A 16,998-nucleotide genomic window follows, 5' to 3' on the forward strand; every position below is an offset into this window, starting at 1 on the left:
AGGCCGCACACTTCCTCGAAAACTCCCTGGAGGGGCGACCGCCATGGCCGAACACACCAGCTCGAGCATCACGATCGATGCGGCGCCGGCCGACGTGATGGCCGTGATCGCCGACTTCGCGCGCTACCCCGAGTGGACCGGCGAGGTGAAGGAGGCCGAGGTGCTGGCCACCGACGCCGAGGGCCGCGCCGAGAAGGTCCGGCTGCTGCTCGACGCGGGCGCGATCAAGGACGACCACACCCTCGCCTACTCGTGGAAGGGCGCCGACGAGGTCAGCTGGACCCTGGACAAGTCGCAGATGCTGCGCCAGCTCGACGGCTCGTACCGGCTCGCCCCGCTGGACGGCGGCAAGCGCACCGAGGTCACCTACCAGCTGACCGTGGACGTCAAGATCCCCATGCTCGGCATGATCAAGCGCAAGGCCGAGAAGGTCATCATCGACCGCGCCCTGGCGGGCCTGAAGAAGCGCGTCGAGTCGGCCTGACCGATGCGCATCCTGCTCATCACCGGCCCCGGAGGGGCGGGGCGGACCACGGTGGCCGCCGCCACCGCCCTCGCCGCCGCCGGGAACGGTGCACGGGTGCTGCTGGTCTCCGGCGCCCCCGCGGACCATCTCCACGCACTGGTCGGCGAGGTGCCGGGGGAGCCCGCCCCGGCCGCGCCCGGGCCGGCCGCCGGGGTCCGCGTGGCCCGGGTGGACTCCGGAGAGGAGTTCCGCGAGGAGCTCGTCGCCCTCCAGGAGCGCGGATCGGCACTCCTCGGCATGGTCGGGGCCCGGCCGCTGGGGGCCGAGGAGCTCACCGAGCTGCCCGGCGCCGAGCAGTTCGCCCTGCTGCGCGCCCTGCGCCGGGCCGCGGCCGCGCCCGGCACCGACCTCGTCGTCGTCGACCTGCCCCCGCTCCCGCAGGCCGTGGCCGCCCTCGCCCTCCCCGCCCAGCTGCGCCGCTACCTGGCCCGGCTGCTCCCCGCCGAGCGGCAGGCGGCCCGCGCCCTGCGGCCCGTACTGGCCCAGCTGGCCGGCGTACCCATGCCCGCGCAGTGGCTGTACGAGGCCGCCGCACGCTGGGACGAGGAGCTGGCCGCCGTCCAGGCCGTCATCGAGGCCGGCACCACCTCGCTGCACGTGGTCGCCGAGCCCGGGCCCGGCGCGGACGCCGCGCTGCGGACCGGGCTGCTCGGGCTCGCCCTCGAACAGCTCCCGGTCGCCGCGATCGTCGCCAACCGGATGGTGCCCCAGGGCTCGCCCGACCCCTGGCTGGCCGGGCTCGCCGCCCAGCAGGAGAAGTACGCCGCCCAGTGGGCCGGTACCGGCCGGCCCGGGAGCACAGCGGCCGGGGACGTCCCCGTACTGCCGCTCGGCCACCTCGGGCGCGACCCTGCCGGGCCGGACGACCTGATCCGGCTCGCCGGGGCGCAGGGGCTGGTCCCGCGCGATCCGGAGGACTCCCGCGCCCGCTGCGCGTGGACGGTCGAGGACCGGCTCGCCGACGACGGGGTACTCGTCTGGGTGGTACCGCTGCCCGGCGCCCGCAAGTGCGATCTCGACCTGGTCCGGCGCGGCGACGAGCTGCTGCTCGCGGCGGGCCCGTACCGCAGGATCGTTCCGCTCCCCTCCGTGCTGCGCCGCTGCACGGTCTCCGGCGCCGCGCTCGCCGACGGGGTGCTCCGCATCCGCTTCACGCCCGACCCGGACCTGTGGCCGCGCCGGGGCTGAACGGCGCGCGGGGCGGTACGCGGGCCTGAACCGCGTACCGCCGTTCGGGTACCGTCGAAGGTAGTACGTACCGCACGCCCAGCAGCTGCCGCAGGAGAGTCCGCCATGAGCGAGGCCACCGACCGTCCCACCGACGACGCCTGGGCCAAGGCCTGCGCCGAGGACCTCGCCGCGGAGCAGGAGCGCCGCCGGGCCCGCGAGGGCGCGGGCGACGCCGGCGGCGGAGCCGGTACCGGGACCGCCGCCGAAGAGCTGTTCAAACTGTTCGAGGCCGTCGCCGACAAGGTGTCCGCGCTGAACAACCCGCTGCTCGGCGCCGCCGCCCAGGGCGCCGTACGCCAGTTCGTCAATCAGGCGAAGGCCGCCGCCAAGCCCGTCGTCGAGCGCAACCCCGAGGTCTTCGACCACCTCGCGGCCGCCGGCTCCGAGCTGCTCGCCGCGTACCGCTCGGCCGTCGAGGGCCACGAGCGGCGCTGGACCCGCGACGAGCCCGCGCCCGGCACTCCCCCGGACCGTCCCTCCGGCGACCACACCGACCCGCGCGACGAGGGTGGCGGCGGTCCCACCCAGCGGATCGATCTCGACTGAGACCGCGCCGCCCTCGGGTACCGTTGGCCGTGGCGGGGTTTGACCGGAAACCGAGGGACTAATGGGACTCACCATCGGCGTCGACATCGGCGGCACGAAGATCGCGGCCGGCGTGGTCGACGAAGAGGGCACCATCCTTGAGACGTACAAGGTGCCCACCCCGCCGACCGCGGACGGCGTGACGGACGCGATCTGCGCCGCAGTGTCCGAAGTCAGCAGCAGCCACAGCATCGAGGCCGTCGGCATCGGCGCCGCCGGATACGTGGACGACAAGCGCGCGACCGTCCTCTTCGCACCGAACATCAACTGGCGCCACGAGCCGCTCAAGGACAAGGTGGAGCAGCGCATCGGCCTGCCGGTCGTCGTCGAGAACGACGCCAACTGCGCCGCCTGGGGCGAGTACCGCTTCGGCGCCGGCCAGGGCCACGAGGACGTCATCTGCATCACGCTCGGCACGGGCCTGGGCGGCGGCATCATCATCGGCAACAAGCTGCGCCGCGGACGCTTCGGCGTGGCCGCCGAGTTCGGGCACATCCGGGTGGTCCCGGACGGCCTGCTGTGCGGGTGCGGCAGCCAGGGCTGCTGGGAGCAGTACGCCTCCGGCCGCGCGCTCGTCCGGTACGCGAAGCAGCGCGCCAACGCCACCCCCGAGAACGCGGTGGCGCTGCTCGCGCTCGGCGACGGCACCCCCGAGGGCATCGAGGGCAGGCACATCAGCGAGGCCGCGCGGGCCGGTGACCTGGTGGCCGTCGACGCCTTCCGCGAGCTGGCCCGCTGGGCGGGCGCCGGTCTGGCCGACCTGGCCTCGCTCTTCGACCCGTCGGCGTTCATCGTCGGCGGCGGGGTCTCGGACGAGGGCGACCTCGTCCTCGACCCGATCCGCAAGTCCTTCAAGCGCTGGCTGGTCGGCGGCGCCTGGCGCCCGCACGCCCAGGTGCTGGCCGCGCAGCTCGGCGGCAAGGCCGGGCTCGTCGGCGCGGCGGACCTGGCCCGCCAGGGCTGACACCCGCTGTTGACCGAACTGCCCGCCGCGCCCTCTGTGGCACGGCGGGCAGTCTGGCTATGTTGCGGTGCATGCTGCCGAACTCTGTGACGGAACCCGACGGTTCCGCGGTGATCCGAGCCCTCAGCTACAACGTCCGCTCGATGCGCGACGACGAGGAAGCCCTGGCCCGGGTGATCCGCGCCTGCGCCCCCGACCTGGTGTTCGTCCAGGAGGCCCCGCGGTTCTTCCGCTGGCGCAAGCACGCGGCGCGGCTGGCCGCGAAGACCGACCTGGTGGTGCTGAGCGGGGGCGCCACGGCCGCGGGCCCGCTGCTCCTGTGCTCCCTACGGGCCTTCGTGGAACGGACCGAGGACGTCCTGCTCCCGCGGACCCCGGGCCTGCACCGGAGGGGCTTCGCTACGGCGGTGGTCCGGTTCGGGGCCGCACGGGTCGGGGTCGTCAGCGCCCACCTGTCCCTGGACCGGGCGGAGCGGGCCGCCCAGGCGGGACTGCTCGCCCAGCGGGCGGCGTCGCTGGGGGCGCCGCACGCGATCGTGGCGGCGGACGTGAACGAGGCCCCCGGCGGGCCGGCCTACGGGCGCCTCACCGAGAGCCTGCGCGACTGCTGGACGGTGTCCCCGTGGGGCGGCGAGCGTACCTTCCCGGCGGCGGCGCCGGACCGGCGGATCGACGCCGTCTTCGCCTCGCCGGGGGTGGAGGTGCTGGCCTGCGGCGTTCCCGAGGGCCTGCCCGGAGTCACCCCCCGGGACCTGCACGCCGCCACCGACCACCTCCCGGTGCTGGCCGCCCTCCGCCTCCCGGCACAGGCCGGCGTCTGAGACGCGGGTCCGGGGCGGGTGCTGAGACGCGGGATCCGGGGCGGGAGCGCACCCGGCGCCCGGCCCCGGCGGGTGCGCCCGGACCACGGCGTTCCCACGGCGGCGTTCCCGCCGCGGCTCCTACACCGCGGCACTACACCACGGCGCCGCGCCCCGGATCGTCGTCCTCGTCATCGTCGTGCGACATCCGGGCGACGAGCGTCGCGAAACCGCCCAGGAAGCCGCCGATCCCCAGCGTCGTCAGCCACCACGTCATGTCCCACTGCAACAGCACCGCCACCAGCAGCAGCACCGGCCCGCCCACCACCGCGAGCCACGCGAACTTCGCCGTCGTGTCCGCCGGCGGCAGCTCCGGCTCCGGGGGGACGAAGTGGCCCTCGTCCTTCTCGTCCGGCTCCGCCGGAGTGTGATCGCGCGGCCCGCTCCCGGGCCCCGTGGCGCCCGGACCCACCCCCGGCGCGAACACCACCGAGCTCCCGAGCACCGTCGGCGCCGGCGGCGGCGCGGCCGGAGCCTCCGGCGGCTCCGCGGACGACGCGGCTGCCGGAGGCTCCGGTTCCACGTCCTCCTCCGGCAGCATCAGGTTCTCGATCGGCCGGAACGGCCTCGCCCCCGGCGGGTCCGGCGGCTCCTGCCCGTACCCGGCGACGATCGCCGCCCAGGCCGCCTCCTCGTCCAGCGGGGGGACGCCCCCCGGGGACTCCTCGTGCTCAGCCACCGCTGGCCGCCCCCTCCCTGCCGACGCTCTCCGCGAGCCGTCCGACGAACGCAAAACTGTCCGCGAAGATCCGCTCCGCGTCATGGTCCAACGTCGCGACGTGGTAGCTCTGTTCCAGCAGGGTCTCGGTGACGTCCGTCGACGAGATCCGCGCGAGGATCCGCGCCGAGTCGGCCGGGTTCACGACGTGGTCCTGCACGCTGTGCAGCAGCAGCACCGGCTGCGTGACCTGCGGGAGCTCGGAGTCGACCAGCTTCAGGAACTGCCGCAGCGAGGCCGCCGCCCGGGTCGGGACCCGGGTGTAGCCGATCTCGGAGACGCCCGGCTTGGCGATGTCGCTCGCGATGCCCGGGGTGGACCGCAGGAAGTGCTGCGCGACCGGAAGCGCGAAGGCCATCGGGTCGTTGATCTTGTTGACCGGGTTGACCAGGACGATGCCGCGCACCGCGTCCCCGTGCCGGGCCGCCAGCCGCAGCGTCAGCGCCCCGCCCATCGACAGCCCGAAGACGAACACCTGCGCGCACCGCTCCAGCAGCTCCCGCAGCGCCCGGTCCACCTCGGCGTACCAGTCCTGCCAGCCGGTGAGCTGCATGTCCTGCCACCGCGTCCCGTGCCCGGGCAGCAGCGGCACGGAAACCGTCAGACCCTGCTCGGCCAGGTACTCCGCCCACGGGCGCATGGACTGAGCGGTACTGGTGAAGCCGTGGCAGAGGAGGACACCGACCTCTCCGCCCTCGTGGCGGAACGGCTCGGCTCCAGGGAGGACGGGCACCAGGGTCTCCTTCGACGGGTGGGGGGTGCGTAGCGCTGTGTGACTTCACCGTACGCGACGGGGGTGACACCGACCAGGGTCGTCGCCCCCTCCGCCCCGAGCCAGGGGATATGGTCTGTTCGACAGACACAGGAAGGCGCATCAGTTGATCTACGGCGCAATGAAGTTCTCCATCGGGGGGTCCCTGAAGCTCGCCTTCAGGCCGTGGGTGGAGGGCCTCGAGAACATTCCCGCCGAGGGGCCGGCGATCCTCGCGAGCAACCACCTGTCCTTCTCGGACTCCTTCTTCCTGCCGGCCGTGCTGGACCGCAAGGTCACCTTCATCGCGAAGGCGGAGTACTTCACCTCCCCGGGCGTCAAGGGCAAGCTGACGGCCGCGTTCTTCAAGGGCGTCGGCCAGCTCCCCGTGGACCGCTCCGGCGCGCGCGGCGCGGGCGAAGCGGCGGTCAAGAGCGGTGTCGAGGTCATCGAGCGCGGGGAGCTGTTCGGTATCTACCCGGAGGGGACCCGGTCACCCGACGGCCGCCTCTACCGCGGCAAGCCGGGCGGCCTGGCCCGCGTGGCCCTGGCCACCGGGGCGCCGGTGATCCCCGTCGCGATGATCGACACCGAGAAGATCCAGCCCCCCGGCAAGGTCGTCCCCAAGCTGATGCGCCCCGGCATCCGCATCGGCAAGCCGCTGGACTTCAGCCGCTACCAGGGCATGGACGGGGACCGCTTCATCCTGCGCTCGGTGACCGACGAGGTCATGTACGAGATCATGAAGCTGTCCGGCCAGGAGTACGTCGACATCTACGCGACGGCCGCCAAGCGCCAGATCGCCGACGCGGAGAAGGCCGAGAAGGCCGCGAAGGCCTCCGCCGAGAAGAACGCCGGCAAGAGCGCCGAGAAGGCCGCGGAGTAGAACACGGGCGGCATCGCCCGCACGGGGTGGGTGGGGGAGATGGCGAAACGCGAGCGCGTCGTGCGCATGTCGGTCGAGCAGCCGCTGTGGCGGGCTCTGACCGCCTACCGGCTGCTCACCATGGTCTACGCGGTCCTGCTGTTCGCCTCGGCGTACAGGGACTTCGACCGGCCCTGGATCGCGGCCGGCTACCTCGCCGTACTCTCCGGCTGGACCCTGGCCACCCGCCGCCGGGTGGCGAACGCCGCCAGCTGCACCAAGCGGTTCCTCGGCGCCGACCTCACCGTCGCGCTCGTCGGCGTCCTGCTCACCCCGCTCGCGGACACCCACGAGCGGATCGCCGCGGGCGGCCCCACGCTCCCCTCCATCTGGACGGCGGGCTCCGTCCTCGCCTTCGCCATCAAGGGCGGCTGGCGCTGGGCCGGCTTCGCCTCCACCTTCGTGGCCGTGGCCAACATCGTCGTCCACGGTGGCCGGCCCACCCGCGACACCCTGCACAACGTGCTGCTGGTCTGGGTCGCCTCCATCGCCATCGGATACGTCGTCGAGGTCGCCCGGGCCAGTGAGGCCACCCTGGCCCGCGCCCTGGAGATCGAGGCCGCGACCCGCGAGCGCGAGCGGCTCGCCCGCGACATCCACGACGGGGTCCTCCAGGTCCTCGCCATGGTCCAGCGGCGCGGCACCGAGCTGGGCGGCGAGGCCGCCGAGCTCGGCCGGATGGCCGGGGAACAGGAGGTGGCACTGCGCACCCTGGTCTCCAGCGGGCTGGTGCCCACCTCCCGGATCTGCCGTGACGAGTCGCTCGGCGCCCTGGTGGACGCGTACGAGGTGGAGGAGCCCGGCGGCGACGGGGGCGAGCTGGACCTGCGGAGCCTGCTGGCCCCGCACGCCGGATCCCGGGTCAGCTTCGCCGAGCCGGGCACGCCCGTACCGCTGCCGGTGCCGGCGGCGAAGGAGCTGGCCGCGGCCGTCGGGGCGGCCCTGGACAATGTGCGCAAGCACGCCGGCGAGGGGGCCAGGGCCTGGATCCTGGTCGAGGACTGGGGTGACGAGGTGATCGTGACCGTCCGGGACGACGGTCCGGGCATCCCGGCCGGCCGCCTCGACCAGGCCGTGGGCGAGGGCCGGATGGGCGTGGCCCTGTCCATCCGCGGCCGGCTGCGGGACCTCGGCGGCAGCGCCGAGCTGGTGTCCGTCCCCGGGCAGGGCACCGAAGTGGAACTGAAAGTACCGAGGGGGAGGACCCAGTGAGCCAGACCGCCGAGCCGCAGCAGCAGGCGCAGCCGCAGCCGCACGAGATCAAGGTGATGGTCGTCGACGACCACCCGATGTGGCGGGACGCGGTCGCCCGCGACCTCGCCGCCGCCGGCTTCGACGTGGTCGCCACGGCCGGCGACGGCCCCGAGGCCGTCCGCCGGGCCGTGCCCGCCGCCCCCCACGTGCTGGTGCTGGACCTCAACCTGCCCGGCATGCCCGGAGTCCAGGTCTGCAAGGAGCTCGTCGGCGCCAACCCCGCGCTGCGCGTCCTGGTCCTGTCCGCGAGCGGCGAGCACGCCGACGTCCTGGAGGCGGTGAAGTCCGGCGCCACCGGCTACCTGCTGAAGTCCGCGGGGGCCCAGGAGCTGATCGACGCCGTCCGCCGCACCGCCGCCGGCGACCCGGTGTTCACCCCCGGCCTGGCCGGGCTCGTGCTCGGCGAGTACCGGCGCCTGGCCACCGACCCGGCGCCCGCCGCCCCGGACGAGCCGAAGGCCCCCCAGCTGACCGACCGGGAGACCGAGGTGCTGCGGCTGGTGGCCAAGGGGCTCTCGTACAAGCAGATCGCGGAGCGCCTCGTCATCTCGCACCGCACGGTGCAGAACCACGTGCAGAACACCCTCGGCAAGCTCCAGCTGCACAACCGGGTGGAGCTCGTCCGGTACGCGATAGAGCGCGGCCTCGACGACGCCTGAGGGGGCGTCCACCCTCCCGTACGTCGCACTCATGTCCTCGTACGAGTGAACGGGAGGACGCAACGCCCCTTGAATCCGCCGGAATTGACCCTTCCCGGGCACTTGCTGTGACCTGAGTCACCACTAGCGTGACCGCCATGCGGGCTCAGTCTGCTCAGTGGGCCCTGTGGCGAAGGGAGATTCCATGAAGGTCGGAGTGCTGACGGGCGGCGGCGACTGCCCCGGTCTCAACGCGGTCATCCGGGCCGTCGTCCGCAAGGGCACCCAGGAGTACGGGTGCGAGTTCGTCGGGTTCAAGGACGGCTGGCGCGGCGCGGTCGAGGGCGACACCGTCCCGCTCGGCATCCCCGCCGTCCGCGGCATCCTGCCGCGCGGCGGCACCATCCTCGGCTCCTCGCGGACCAACCCGTTCAAGCAGGAGAACGGCGTCCGGCGGATCAAGGAGAACCTCGCCAAGTACGAGGTCGAGGCCCTCGTCGCGATCGGCGGCGAGGACACCCTGGGCGTGGCCGCCAAGCTGTACGGGGAGTACGGGATCCCGTGCGTCGGCGTCCCGAAGACCATCGACAACGACCTGTCGGCCACCGACTACACCTTCGGCTTCGACACGGCGGTGGGCATCGCCACGGAGGCCATCGACCGGCTGCACACCACCGCCGAGTCGCACATGCGGGTGCTGGTCGTCGAGGTGATGGGCCGCCACGCCGGCTGGATCGCCCTGCACTCGGGACTGGCCGGCGGCGCCAACGTCATCCTCATCCCGGAGCAGCGCTTCGACCTGGACCAGGTGTGCGCCTGGGTGACCTCCCGGTTCAAGGCGAGCTACGCGCCGATCGTGGTGGTCGCCGAGGGCGCGATGCCCAAGGACGGGGAGATGGTGCTGAAGGACGCGACCACCGACTCGTTCGGGCACGTCCGGCTGTCGGGCGTGGGGGAGTGGCTGGCCAAGGAGATCGAGGCGCGCACCGGCAAGGAGGCCCGGACCACGGTGCTCGGGCACATCCAGCGCGGCGGTACGCCGAGCGCGTTCGACCGGTGGCTCGCCACGCGGTTCGGGCTGCACGCCATCGACGCCGTGCACGAGGGCGACTTCGGGAAGATGGTCGCGCTGAAGGGGACGGACATCGTGCGGGTGCCGATCGCCGACGCGACGGCGAAGCTGAAGACGGTGGACCCCGCGCTGTACCAGGAGGTCGGGGTCTTCTTCGGCTGAGCCGGAGTGGGTGGACGGACCATGGCACCACGCGGCCGGGCGGAGGTCGCAGAACACGCTCGTCCCGAGTGACGCGAGTTCGCCCCGAGTTCAGGCCGCGGCCATGTGTCCGGCGCGGGCGCATGGCATAGGTTCGCCCCCGTGGACATACCTTCCGCGGCCCGCTGGCTCCTGCTGGCCGCCGCCGCCGCGCAGTTCGTGTACGCCGTACGGGCCCTGCGGCCCGCGCTCCGATCCCGGCCGGGAGCGCGGCTGGACGCATGGCTGGCGTTCGCGGACCCGGCGGTGGGCGTCCCGGTGACGCTGGCGCTGGCCTTCGGGAACCTCCCGGCGTTCCTCGCGGGCATGGCGGTGCTCGGCCCGGTGCTGGCCTGGCAGCTGGTCCGCAGGGTCCTCGCCCGCCGCGGAAAGCCCGGTGAGCCGGCCCCGGCGTAACGACCCCGCCGCGCGGAGCCGGTACGCCGGGCGGCATGCGGCCGGGCCGAGGCCCGCCGGCCCGGGCCGCCTCGCGCCGCCTCGCGCCTAGACCGCGGCCGGGGTCATGCCGAGCAGGAGGTCGCGGAGCAGGGCCGGGCCGTTCAGGGTCAGCACGGACTCCGGGTGGAACTGGACGCCCGCGAAGGCGGGGGACCGCAGGGCGTGGACCTCGCCCGTCACCGCGTCGCGGGAGACCTCCACCCCCTCCTGCGACAGGCGGGCGGCCACGGCGTCGGAGCAGTGCGCCGTGTACGTGTTGTAGAAGCCCACCATCTCCGGCCTCCCGAAGAAGCCGATCCGCGTCTGCGCCCCCTGCGCCGGCTCCGCCTTGCGGATCAGCGGCAGACCCAGCTCCGCCGCCAGCAGCTCGTGGCCCAGGCAGACGCCCAGCAGCCCGTGCCGGTGACCGGCCAGGAGCTCCGCCGCCAGGGCGCGCAGCATCCGCATCTTCGGGTCGGCCGCGTCCGCCGGGTTCCCCGGCCCCGGGCCCAGGACGACCGGGCCCGCCCAGGAGAGCGCCGCCTCCCGCAGCCCGGGATCGTCGTAGCGGCGTACCGTCACCTCCAGCCCGGTCACCCGCAGCACGTGCGCCAGCATCGCCGTGAACGTGTCCTCGCCGTCCACCACCAGCGCGTGCCCGGCCGGAGCCGCCGGCCGCTCCTGCATCCGCAGCCAGAACGGCGCCAGGTCCGTCCGCCGCGCCGCCAGGGCCGCCTGCACCCGGGGGTCCTCGCCGAGGCGCGCCCCCGCGAAGGCCGCCCGCGGCGCCGCCGGGCGCACCCCGAGCGCCGCCAGCACCCCGGCCGCCTTCGCGTGCGTCTCCGCGACCTCCCCGGCCGGGTCCGAGTGCCGCACCAGCGTCGCCCCGACCGGCACCCGCAGCGCGCCGTCCGCCGCGATGTCCGCGGTCCGGATCAGGATCGGCGAGTCCAGCGTCTGGGACCCCGAGGCGTCCACGCCCAGCAGGGCCAGTGCCCCCGCGTAGTAGCCGCGCCCGCCCGCCTCGTACCGCTCGATCACCCGGCAGGCGTTCTGCACCGGCGATCCCGTCACCGTCGCCGCGAACATGGTCTCGCGCAGTACCTCCCGCACGTCCAGCGAGGACCGGCCGCGCAGCTCGTACTCGGTGTGCGCGAGGTGCGCCATCTCCTTCAGCCGCGGTCCGACGACGACCCCGCCCCTGTCCCCGACCGTGCACATCATCTTGAGCTCCTCGTCCACGACCATGGACAGCTCCTCGGTCTCCTTGCGGTCGCCGAGGAAGGCGAGGAGGGACTCGGCCGTCGGGCCCCCGGCCGGGTAGCGGTACGTCCCGCTGATCGGGTTCATCACCACCGTGCCGCCGGACATCCGTACGTGAACCTCCGGGCTGGCCCCCACCAGCGTGCGGTCCCCCGTGTGGACGACGTACGTCCAGTACGCGCCCCGCTCGCCCACCAGCAGCCGCCGGAACAGCGCGAGCGCGTCGGCCCGGCCGAAGCCCTCGATCCGGCCCTCGTAGGTGCGCCGGATGACGAAGTTCGCCCCCTCGCCGCGGCCGATCTCCTCCCGGATCACGCGCTCGACGGTGGCCGCGTACTCCTCGTCGGGCACGTCGAAGCCGCCGCCGACCACGCGCACCGGGTGCTGCGGCAGCGCGGCCAGCGCCTGCGCGAGCGGGACCTCGTACGCCTCCTCGGCGGCCAGCACGGCGAGCGGCGTGCCGTCGTCGCGCACGTCGAACCCGCGTTCGCGGATCTGCCGGAACGGGACCAGGGCGAGGGTGGGAAGCGATCGTACGGGCAGCTCGGCGAGGCGTCCGGCCTCGTGCACCGGACCGATCAGCACCTCGACGGTGTCGTGGTCGCGGCCGGGGGTGCGGCGGCGCAGCAGGGCGAACGGGGGGCAGGACTCGTCGAGCAGGCGGCTGAGCGGGTCGGGCGTGCTGCTGGGTTCCATGGCTGGCGTCCTTCTCCGTGGGGCGGGGTGAAGGAGGGGCGGCCGGGACCGGAAAACGCCGAAGGCCGCCCCTCGGGCGGCCTTCGCGTCGTGCGTGTCAGTGGGTACGCGCGAGAAGTGGGCCGCCGGGAGCGGGCCACCACCAGTTCTGGTTCGAGGGCGCGTACATACGGGCGACCATAGCCCACCGGCGAGGCGGCCAGCGAGCCCCGACGCGTTTCCAGAGACACCTGTCTCACAAAGTGGGCACCGGGCTGGACGTGGCGCAAGACGCCGTAATGTGTACGAGGTGACCGTGAACGCTGAAACCCAAGCCCCCGCCGCCAAGGCGGCCTGGCGAGACCTTCCCGCGGCGCAGCAGCCTTCGTACCCCGATGCCGAGGCACTGCGCGCTGTCGTCGCGGACCTCGAATCGTATCCTCCGCTCGTTTTCGCGGGCGAGTGCGACCAGCTGCGCGCCCGTCTGGGAGCCGTCGCCAAGGGCGAGGCGTTCCTGCTTCAGGGCGGCGACTGTGCCGAGGCCTTCGACGCCGTGTCCGCCGACCACATCCGCGCCAAGCTGAAGACGCTGCTCCAGATGAGTGCCGTCCTGACGTACGCGGCCTCCGTGCCCGTCGTCAAGGTCGGCCGCATCGCCGGCCAGTACTCCAAGCCGCGCTCCAAGGACACCGAGACCCGCGACGGCGTCACCCTGCCGACCTACCGCGGTGACTCCGTCAACGGCTTCGCCTTCACCGAAGAGGCCCGGATCCCGGACCCCGAGCGGCTGAAGCGCATGTACCACGCGTCGGCCTCGACGCTGAACCTGGTGCGCGCCTTCACCACCGGTGGCTACGCCGACCTGCGCCAGGTGCACGCCTGGAACCAGGACTTCGTGAAGTCCTCCCCCTCCGGGCAGCGCTACGAGCAGCTCGCGCGGGAGATCGACAACGCGCTGAACTTCATGAAGGCCTGTGGCACCGACCCGGCCGAGTTCAAGGCCGTCGAGTTCTACGCCTCCCACGAGGCGCTGCTGCTCGACTACGAGAGCGCGCTGACCCGTACCGACTCCCGCACCGGGAAGCTGTACGACACCTCCGGCCACTTCGTGTGGATCGGCGAGCGCACCCGCCAGCTGGACCACGCGCACATCGAGTTCTGCTCGCAGATCGCCAACCCGATCGGCATCAAGCTCGGCCCGACCACCACGGTCGACGAGGCGCTGACGTACATCGACCGCCTGGACCCCGAGCGCGAGCCGGGCCGGCTGACCTTCGTGGTCCGCATGGGCGCGGACAAGGTCCGCGACAAGCTCCCCGGGCTGGTCGAGAAGGTCACGGCCTCGGGCGCGACGGTCGCCTGGGTCACCGACCCGATGCACGGCAACACCTTCGAGGCCGCCTCCGGTCACAAGACGCGCCGTTTCGACGACGTGCTCGACGAGGTCAAGGGCTTCTTCGAGGTCCACAAGGCGCTGGGCACCCACCCGGGCGGCATCCACGTCGAGCTCACCGGTGACGACGTCACCGAGTGCGTGGGCGGCGGCGACGAGATCTTCGTCGACGACCTGCACCAGCGCTACGAGACGGCCTGCGACCCGCGGCTCAACCGCAGCCAGTCCCTGGACCTGGCCTTCCTCGTGGCCGAGATGTACCGCGACCAGTAAGCGGATCAGTACGTAGGTACCTACGACGGTGGGGCACGGATCGATGTGATCCGTGCCCCACCGTCGTGTCCAGGGGTTTTAGGCAAGCCTCACTTTAGGTACGGTTAGGTAAGCCTCACCGAATAGGGGATGGCTGCAAAGACCATTCCTGTCAGGGAGGTGAACCGCGTGTACGTCTGCTCTTGTTTCGGGATCACCGACAAGCAGGTCAAGGACCACGCGGCCGCCGGGGCCTGTACCCCCCGCCAGATCGCCTCCGTCACCAAGGCCGGCACCGACTGCGGATCCTGCGTGCGGACCATCCAGGGCATCCTGGGCCGCGGGGCCTGCCCGCGCCGGGAGCTGCTGGAGAAGGGCAACGCGGCCGCCGTGCTCGCCGCCGACCCGGAGCTCGCGGAAGCCGCGTAGGGCTCGCGGAAGCCGCGCCGAGGGGCGTGGGCTCAGCTCTCCGGCTGTTCGATCAGCTGCGCGATGTAGAGCGGCTCCCCGATGCTCTCGATGAGCTCCAGCTGGGTGTCGAGGTAGTCGATGTGGTGCTCCTCGTCGCCCAGGATCTCCTCGAAGAGGCGCGCCGAGGTCACGTCGCCCTTGCCGCGCATCACCTCGATACCGCGCTTGAGGCGGTCGATGGCCTCGACCTCGACCTGCCGGTCCGCCTGGAACATCTCCGTCAGGGTCTGGCCGACCCGTACGTGGAAGAGTCGCTGGTAGTTCGGCAGCCCGTCCAGCATCAGGATGCGCTCGGTGATCTTGTCCGCGTGCTTCATCTCGTCGATGGACTCTTCACGCGTGTACTTCGCGAGCTTCGTCCAACCCTTGTTGTCCTGGATCCGGTAGTGGAGCCAGTACTGGTTGATCGCCGTGAGCTCGCCGGTCAACTGCTCGTTCAGAAACTCGAGGACCTCGGGGTCGCCCTGCATCGCAGAGGCTCCTTCCAGGCAATGTCAGCTACGTGACGGGGCTGGGGGGTATCGCGGATGTCGCCCCAGCCGCGACTGGGGGAGTGCGCGCATCCTTGCACCGCCGCAGGGGGCCGTCCAGTAAGTGCCTCCTTAGTGTGAGTTGGTGTGAGTTGCCCGTATAGGGCCTACCTGGTCGTGACCACCCTGCGGCGTCTGTCACCATGGAGTCATGGGTCAGCCGGAAAGCCGGGAATCTCCGGGAGCAGAGCAACTGGAGCTTCCTCCGGGGCAGCGGCTGCAGCGAGGCTGGCCGGTCACCCACTACGGCCCGGTCCCCAAGTTCAAGCCGGACCGCTGGGAGTTCCGTGTCTTCGGGGCCACCGCCGACGGTGACAAGCACTGCTGGAACCACGAGGAGTTCACGGCGCTGCCGTTCGCCTCGGTCGTAGCGGATCTGCACTGCGTGACGAAGTTCAGCATGCCGGGCGCCGAGTGGGGCGGGGTCCTCGCCCGGGACATACTCGCCCTGGCGCCGCCGTCGCCGCAGGTCACGCACGTGATGGTGTGGGCCGAGTACGGCTTCAGCTCCAATCTGCGCCTCGCCGACTTCGCCTCCGACCGGACCGTGTTCGCCACCCACGAAGGCGGCGAACTGCTCACCGCCGAGCACGGTTTCCCGGTCCGGCTCGTGGTCCCGCACCTGTACGCGTGGAAGGGCCCGAAGTGGGTCCGGGGCATCGAGTACATGACCGCCGACCGCCGCGGCTTCTGGGAGGAGCGCGGCTACCACAACATCGGCGACCCCTGGCGCGAGCAGCGCTACTCGTACCAGGAGGAACCGGGGGACGGCCCCGAGCTCTAGGGCGTGTCCGGCGGATCAGTGGTACCGGTGGACGACGGCGTGGCCCTTGCCGCGGCCGATCATCCACTTGTTGACCGGGGTCGTCACCACGAAGGCGAGCGCGAGCGAGAGCGCCAGCGCGATCCAGAACAGCGCCTCCGAGAGGTGCGCGTCCATCGCTCCGGGCCAGAGCGCGATCACTCCGTTGTCGATCAGCTCCATGACGGCGATCGAAAGAGTGTCCGCCGCCAACGCCACCCGGACGGCCGTGCGCAGGTCCACGCCGGCGGCGAGGATCCCGCGCAGGGTGAGCGCGTAGCCGAAGAAGAACGCCAGGGCGATCGCCAGGACCGCCGTCGGTACGTTCCCCCAGCCCAGTGCCGTGCCGATGACCATGCCGAGCACCTCGCCGACGGCGCATCCGGTCAGGCAGTGGAGGGTGGCCCGGGCGGCCGTGGCCCAGCTCGGTCCGTCGTGGCCGCCGTGGCCGCGGCCGTCGTCGTGGTGCCGGTGGTCCGGCTGGTGCTCTTCGTGTGCGTGTGCGTGTGAGTGTCCGTGTACGTGGTCCATCGCGACCCCCTGGGGAACGCCGGAAAGCGGCCTGCCTGCGTACAGCAGAACCGTATACCCCCTAGGGGTATTCCCGCCGTGGTCAGCGGAGCTCGCGCAGTTCCTTCAGCAGGGCCACGTCCGCCGCCTGGCCCTCCTTCCCGCCCGGCGTCTCGGTGATCAGCGGTACGCCCTCCATCGCGGGGTGCGCGAACAGCTCGGCGAACGCGTCCCGGCCGATGCGGCCCTGCCCGATGTTGGCGTGGCGGTCCTTGTGGGAGCCCACGCCCTCCTTCGAGTCGTTCGCGTGGATCAGCTTCAGCCGACCCTCGCCGACCGTGTCCACCAGCAGGTCCAGCGTCCGCTTCGTCCCGCCCGCCTCCGCCAGGTCGTGCCCGGCGGCGAAGACGTGACAGGTGTCCAGGCAGATCCCCAGCTTGGGATGGTGGTCGAGCGCCTCGAAGTACGGACCGAAGTCCCAGGTCCGCGAGCACAGCGAGGAGCCCTGCCCGGCCGTGGACTCCAGCAGCAAGAAGGGGTCGTCCTCGTGCGTCAGCTCGTCCAGCAGCGGCAGCACGTACTCCCTGACCTGCGCGTACGCCGCCTCGCGCGGGCGCCCTCCGGTCGCCGAGCCCGTGTGCACGACCACCCCGAGCGCGCCGATCTCCCGGCCGCGGCGCAGCGAGTGCCGCAGCGACTCCACCGACTTCTCCACCGTCGCCTCGGTGTGCGAGCCGAAGTTGATCAGGTACGGGGCGTGCACGTACGCCGGGATCGCCCCCTCGGCGCACTGGCTGCGGAACAGCTCGTCCTGCGCCGGGTTCCCGACCGGGGTGGCCCAGCCGCGCGGATTGGCGACGAAGACCTGTACGGCCTCGGCGCCCATCTCGCGCGCGTACGTCAGCCCCACCGAGGCGAGTCCGCCGGCGACGGGGACGTGCCCGCCCACGGGGTTGCGCAT

Annotated in this window: 19 protein-coding genes; 13 read left to right on the forward strand and 6 right to left on the reverse strand. The window is 72.6% G+C overall.

Translation table 11 applies throughout. The features are described 5' to 3' along the window. The first annotated feature begins 43 nt into the window (after positions 1-43). From CP980_RS24120 to CP980_RS24140, 5 genes are all read left to right on the forward strand, one after another. Entirely contained in the window at positions 44-484 is a 441-nt protein-coding gene (locus tag CP980_RS24120) for an SRPBCC family protein (RefSeq protein ID WP_053692924.1), read from the forward strand. Positions 485-487: 3 nt separating this feature from the next. Continuing rightward, a complete protein-coding gene (locus tag CP980_RS24125; protein ID WP_150529064.1) occupies positions 488-1,714 on the forward strand; it encodes an ArsA family ATPase in 1,227 nt (408 codons plus the stop codon). 105 nt (positions 1,715-1,819) lie between these two features. Beyond that, positions 1,820-2,302 carry a DUF5304 domain-containing protein gene (locus CP980_RS24130; protein ID WP_132755868.1) on the forward strand — a complete coding sequence of 161 codons (483 nt, stop codon included), beginning with the start codon at positions 1,820-1,822 and terminating at the stop codon, positions 2,300-2,302. Positions 2,303-2,363: 61 nt separating this feature from the next. Then, positions 2,364-3,305 (forward strand): ROK family glucokinase, encoded by a 942-nt coding sequence (locus CP980_RS24135; protein ID WP_132755870.1) that lies wholly within the window; start codon positions 2,364-2,366, stop codon positions 3,303-3,305. A gap of 59 nt (positions 3,306-3,364) precedes the next feature. Continuing rightward, positions 3,365-4,126: an endonuclease/exonuclease/phosphatase family protein gene (locus CP980_RS24140; RefSeq protein WP_150529065.1), complete on the forward strand. Its 762-nt coding sequence runs from the start codon at positions 3,365-3,367 to the stop codon at positions 4,124-4,126. A gap of 133 nt (positions 4,127-4,259) precedes the next feature. Here the strand turns inward: CP980_RS24140 and CP980_RS24145 are convergent, their stop codons facing one another. After that, entirely contained in the window at positions 4,260-4,844 is a 585-nt protein-coding gene (locus tag CP980_RS24145) for a hypothetical protein (protein WP_132755872.1), read from the reverse strand. Next, positions 4,837-5,616, reverse strand: coding sequence for an alpha/beta hydrolase (locus tag CP980_RS24150; protein ID WP_189999107.1), 780 nt, complete (start codon positions 5,614-5,616; stop codon positions 4,837-4,839). Before CP980_RS24150 ends, CP980_RS24145 begins: the two co-directional genes overlap by 8 nt. A gap of 160 nt (positions 5,617-5,776) precedes the next feature. Between CP980_RS24150 and CP980_RS24155 the strand changes: the two genes are divergently transcribed. The 5 genes from CP980_RS24155 (at position 5,777) to CP980_RS24175 (ending at position 10,120) form a co-directional block, all read left to right on the forward strand. Beyond that, a complete protein-coding gene (locus CP980_RS24155; RefSeq protein WP_132756131.1) occupies positions 5,777-6,520 on the forward strand; it encodes a lysophospholipid acyltransferase family protein in 744 nt (247 codons plus the stop codon). A 39-nt stretch (positions 6,521-6,559) separates the two neighbouring features. Beyond that, positions 6,560-7,771 (forward strand): MacS family sensor histidine kinase, encoded by a 1,212-nt coding sequence (gene macS / locus CP980_RS24160; protein WP_165937249.1) that lies wholly within the window; start codon positions 6,560-6,562, stop codon positions 7,769-7,771. A 56-nt stretch (positions 7,772-7,827) separates the two neighbouring features. Beyond that, a complete protein-coding gene (locus tag CP980_RS24165) occupies positions 7,828-8,472 on the forward strand; it encodes a response regulator (RefSeq protein WP_048480546.1) in 645 nt (214 codons plus the stop codon). A gap of 184 nt (positions 8,473-8,656) precedes the next feature. Next, the gene (locus CP980_RS24170) at positions 8,657-9,685 is read left to right on the forward strand and encodes a 6-phosphofructokinase (RefSeq protein ID WP_150529066.1); all 1,029 of its coding nucleotides are present in this window, start codon (positions 8,657-8,659) and stop codon (positions 9,683-9,685) included. Positions 9,686-9,826: 141 nt separating this feature from the next. Continuing rightward, positions 9,827-10,120 carry a hypothetical protein gene (locus CP980_RS24175; RefSeq protein WP_150529067.1) on the forward strand — a complete coding sequence of 98 codons (294 nt, stop codon included), beginning with the start codon at positions 9,827-9,829 and terminating at the stop codon, positions 10,118-10,120. Positions 10,121-10,207: 87 nt separating this feature from the next. On the opposite strand, the gene CP980_RS24180 is transcribed toward CP980_RS24175, so the two are convergent. Next, positions 10,208-12,100, reverse strand: coding sequence for an anthranilate synthase family protein (locus tag CP980_RS24180; RefSeq protein ID WP_150529068.1), 1,893 nt, complete (start codon positions 12,098-12,100; stop codon positions 10,208-10,210). 280 nt (positions 12,101-12,380) lie between these two features. On the opposite strand from CP980_RS24180, the gene CP980_RS24185 reads away from it, so the two are divergent. Then, entirely contained in the window at positions 12,381-13,745 is a 1,365-nt protein-coding gene (locus CP980_RS24185; protein ID WP_373312996.1) for a class II 3-deoxy-7-phosphoheptulonate synthase, read from the forward strand. A 168-nt stretch (positions 13,746-13,913) separates the two neighbouring features. Then, positions 13,914-14,153 carry a (2Fe-2S)-binding protein gene (locus CP980_RS24190; RefSeq protein ID WP_030863597.1) on the forward strand — a complete coding sequence of 80 codons (240 nt, stop codon included), beginning with the start codon at positions 13,914-13,916 and terminating at the stop codon, positions 14,151-14,153. Positions 14,154-14,185: 32 nt separating this feature from the next. Here CP980_RS24190 and bfr read toward each other — a convergent pair whose 3' ends face one another. Then, complete coding sequence (gene bfr, locus CP980_RS24195; protein WP_030863600.1) at positions 14,186-14,665, reverse strand: bacterioferritin; 480 nt, start codon at positions 14,663-14,665, stop codon at positions 14,186-14,188. Between the two features lie 211 nt (positions 14,666-14,876). Here bfr and CP980_RS24200 point away from each other — a divergent pair, with 211 nt between their 5' ends. Continuing rightward, complete coding sequence (locus CP980_RS24200) at positions 14,877-15,509, forward strand: sulfite oxidase-like oxidoreductase (protein WP_150529069.1); 633 nt, start codon at positions 14,877-14,879, stop codon at positions 15,507-15,509. A 15-nt stretch (positions 15,510-15,524) separates the two neighbouring features. On the opposite strand, the gene CP980_RS24205 is transcribed toward CP980_RS24200, so the two are convergent. Together CP980_RS24205 and CP980_RS24210 are read right to left on the reverse strand one after the other, a co-directional pair. Continuing rightward, positions 15,525-16,058: a DUF4396 domain-containing protein gene (locus CP980_RS24205; RefSeq protein WP_150529070.1), complete on the reverse strand. Its 534-nt coding sequence runs from the start codon at positions 16,056-16,058 to the stop codon at positions 15,525-15,527. An 82-nt stretch (positions 16,059-16,140) separates the two neighbouring features. Then, a complete protein-coding gene (locus tag CP980_RS24210; protein WP_150529071.1) occupies positions 16,141-16,998 on the reverse strand; it encodes a deoxyribonuclease IV in 858 nt (285 codons plus the stop codon).

The sequence above is a fragment of the Streptomyces vinaceus genome (assembly GCF_008704935.1).
GTDB classification, from domain to species: domain Bacteria; phylum Actinomycetota; class Actinomycetes; order Streptomycetales; family Streptomycetaceae; genus Streptomyces; species Streptomyces vinaceus.

What these genes read in the sequence shown, in the direction of transcription:
- CP980_RS24120 (WP_053692924.1), top strand. Translation starts at nt 44, where the DNA reads ATGGCCGAACACACCAGCTCGAGCATCACGATCGATGCGGCGCCGGCC.
- CP980_RS24125 (WP_150529064.1), top strand. Translation starts at nt 488, where the DNA reads ATGCGCATCCTGCTCATCACCGGCCCCGGAGGGGCGGGGCGGACCACG.
- CP980_RS24130 (WP_132755868.1), top strand. Translation starts at nt 1,820, where the DNA reads ATGAGCGAGGCCACCGACCGTCCCACCGACGACGCCTGGGCCAAGGCC.
- CP980_RS24135 (WP_132755870.1), top strand. Translation starts at nt 2,364, where the DNA reads ATGGGACTCACCATCGGCGTCGACATCGGCGGCACGAAGATCGCGGCC.
- CP980_RS24140 (WP_150529065.1), top strand. Translation starts at nt 3,365, where the DNA reads ATGTTGCGGTGCATGCTGCCGAACTCTGTGACGGAACCCGACGGTTCC.
- CP980_RS24155 (WP_132756131.1), top strand. Translation starts at nt 5,777, where the DNA reads ATGAAGTTCTCCATCGGGGGGTCCCTGAAGCTCGCCTTCAGGCCGTGG.
- macS (WP_165937249.1), top strand. Translation starts at nt 6,560, where the DNA reads ATGGCGAAACGCGAGCGCGTCGTGCGCATGTCGGTCGAGCAGCCGCTG.
- CP980_RS24165 (WP_048480546.1), top strand. Translation starts at nt 7,828, where the DNA reads ATGGTCGTCGACGACCACCCGATGTGGCGGGACGCGGTCGCCCGCGAC.
- CP980_RS24170 (WP_150529066.1), top strand. Translation starts at nt 8,657, where the DNA reads ATGAAGGTCGGAGTGCTGACGGGCGGCGGCGACTGCCCCGGTCTCAAC.
- CP980_RS24180 (WP_150529068.1), bottom strand. Translation starts at nt 12,100, where the DNA reads ATGGAACCCAGCAGCACGCCCGACCCGCTCAGCCGCCTGCTCGACGAG.
- bfr (WP_030863600.1), bottom strand. Translation starts at nt 14,665, where the DNA reads ATGCAGGGCGACCCCGAGGTCCTCGAGTTTCTGAACGAGCAGTTGACC.
- CP980_RS24200 (WP_150529069.1), top strand. Translation starts at nt 14,877, where the DNA reads ATGGGTCAGCCGGAAAGCCGGGAATCTCCGGGAGCAGAGCAACTGGAG.
- CP980_RS24205 (WP_150529070.1), bottom strand. Translation starts at nt 16,058, where the DNA reads ATGGACCACGTACACGGACACTCACACGCACACGCACACGAAGAGCAC.
- CP980_RS24210 (WP_150529071.1), bottom strand. Translation starts at nt 16,998, where the DNA reads ATGCGCAACCCCGTGGGCGGGCACGTCCCCGTCGCCGGCGGACTCGCC.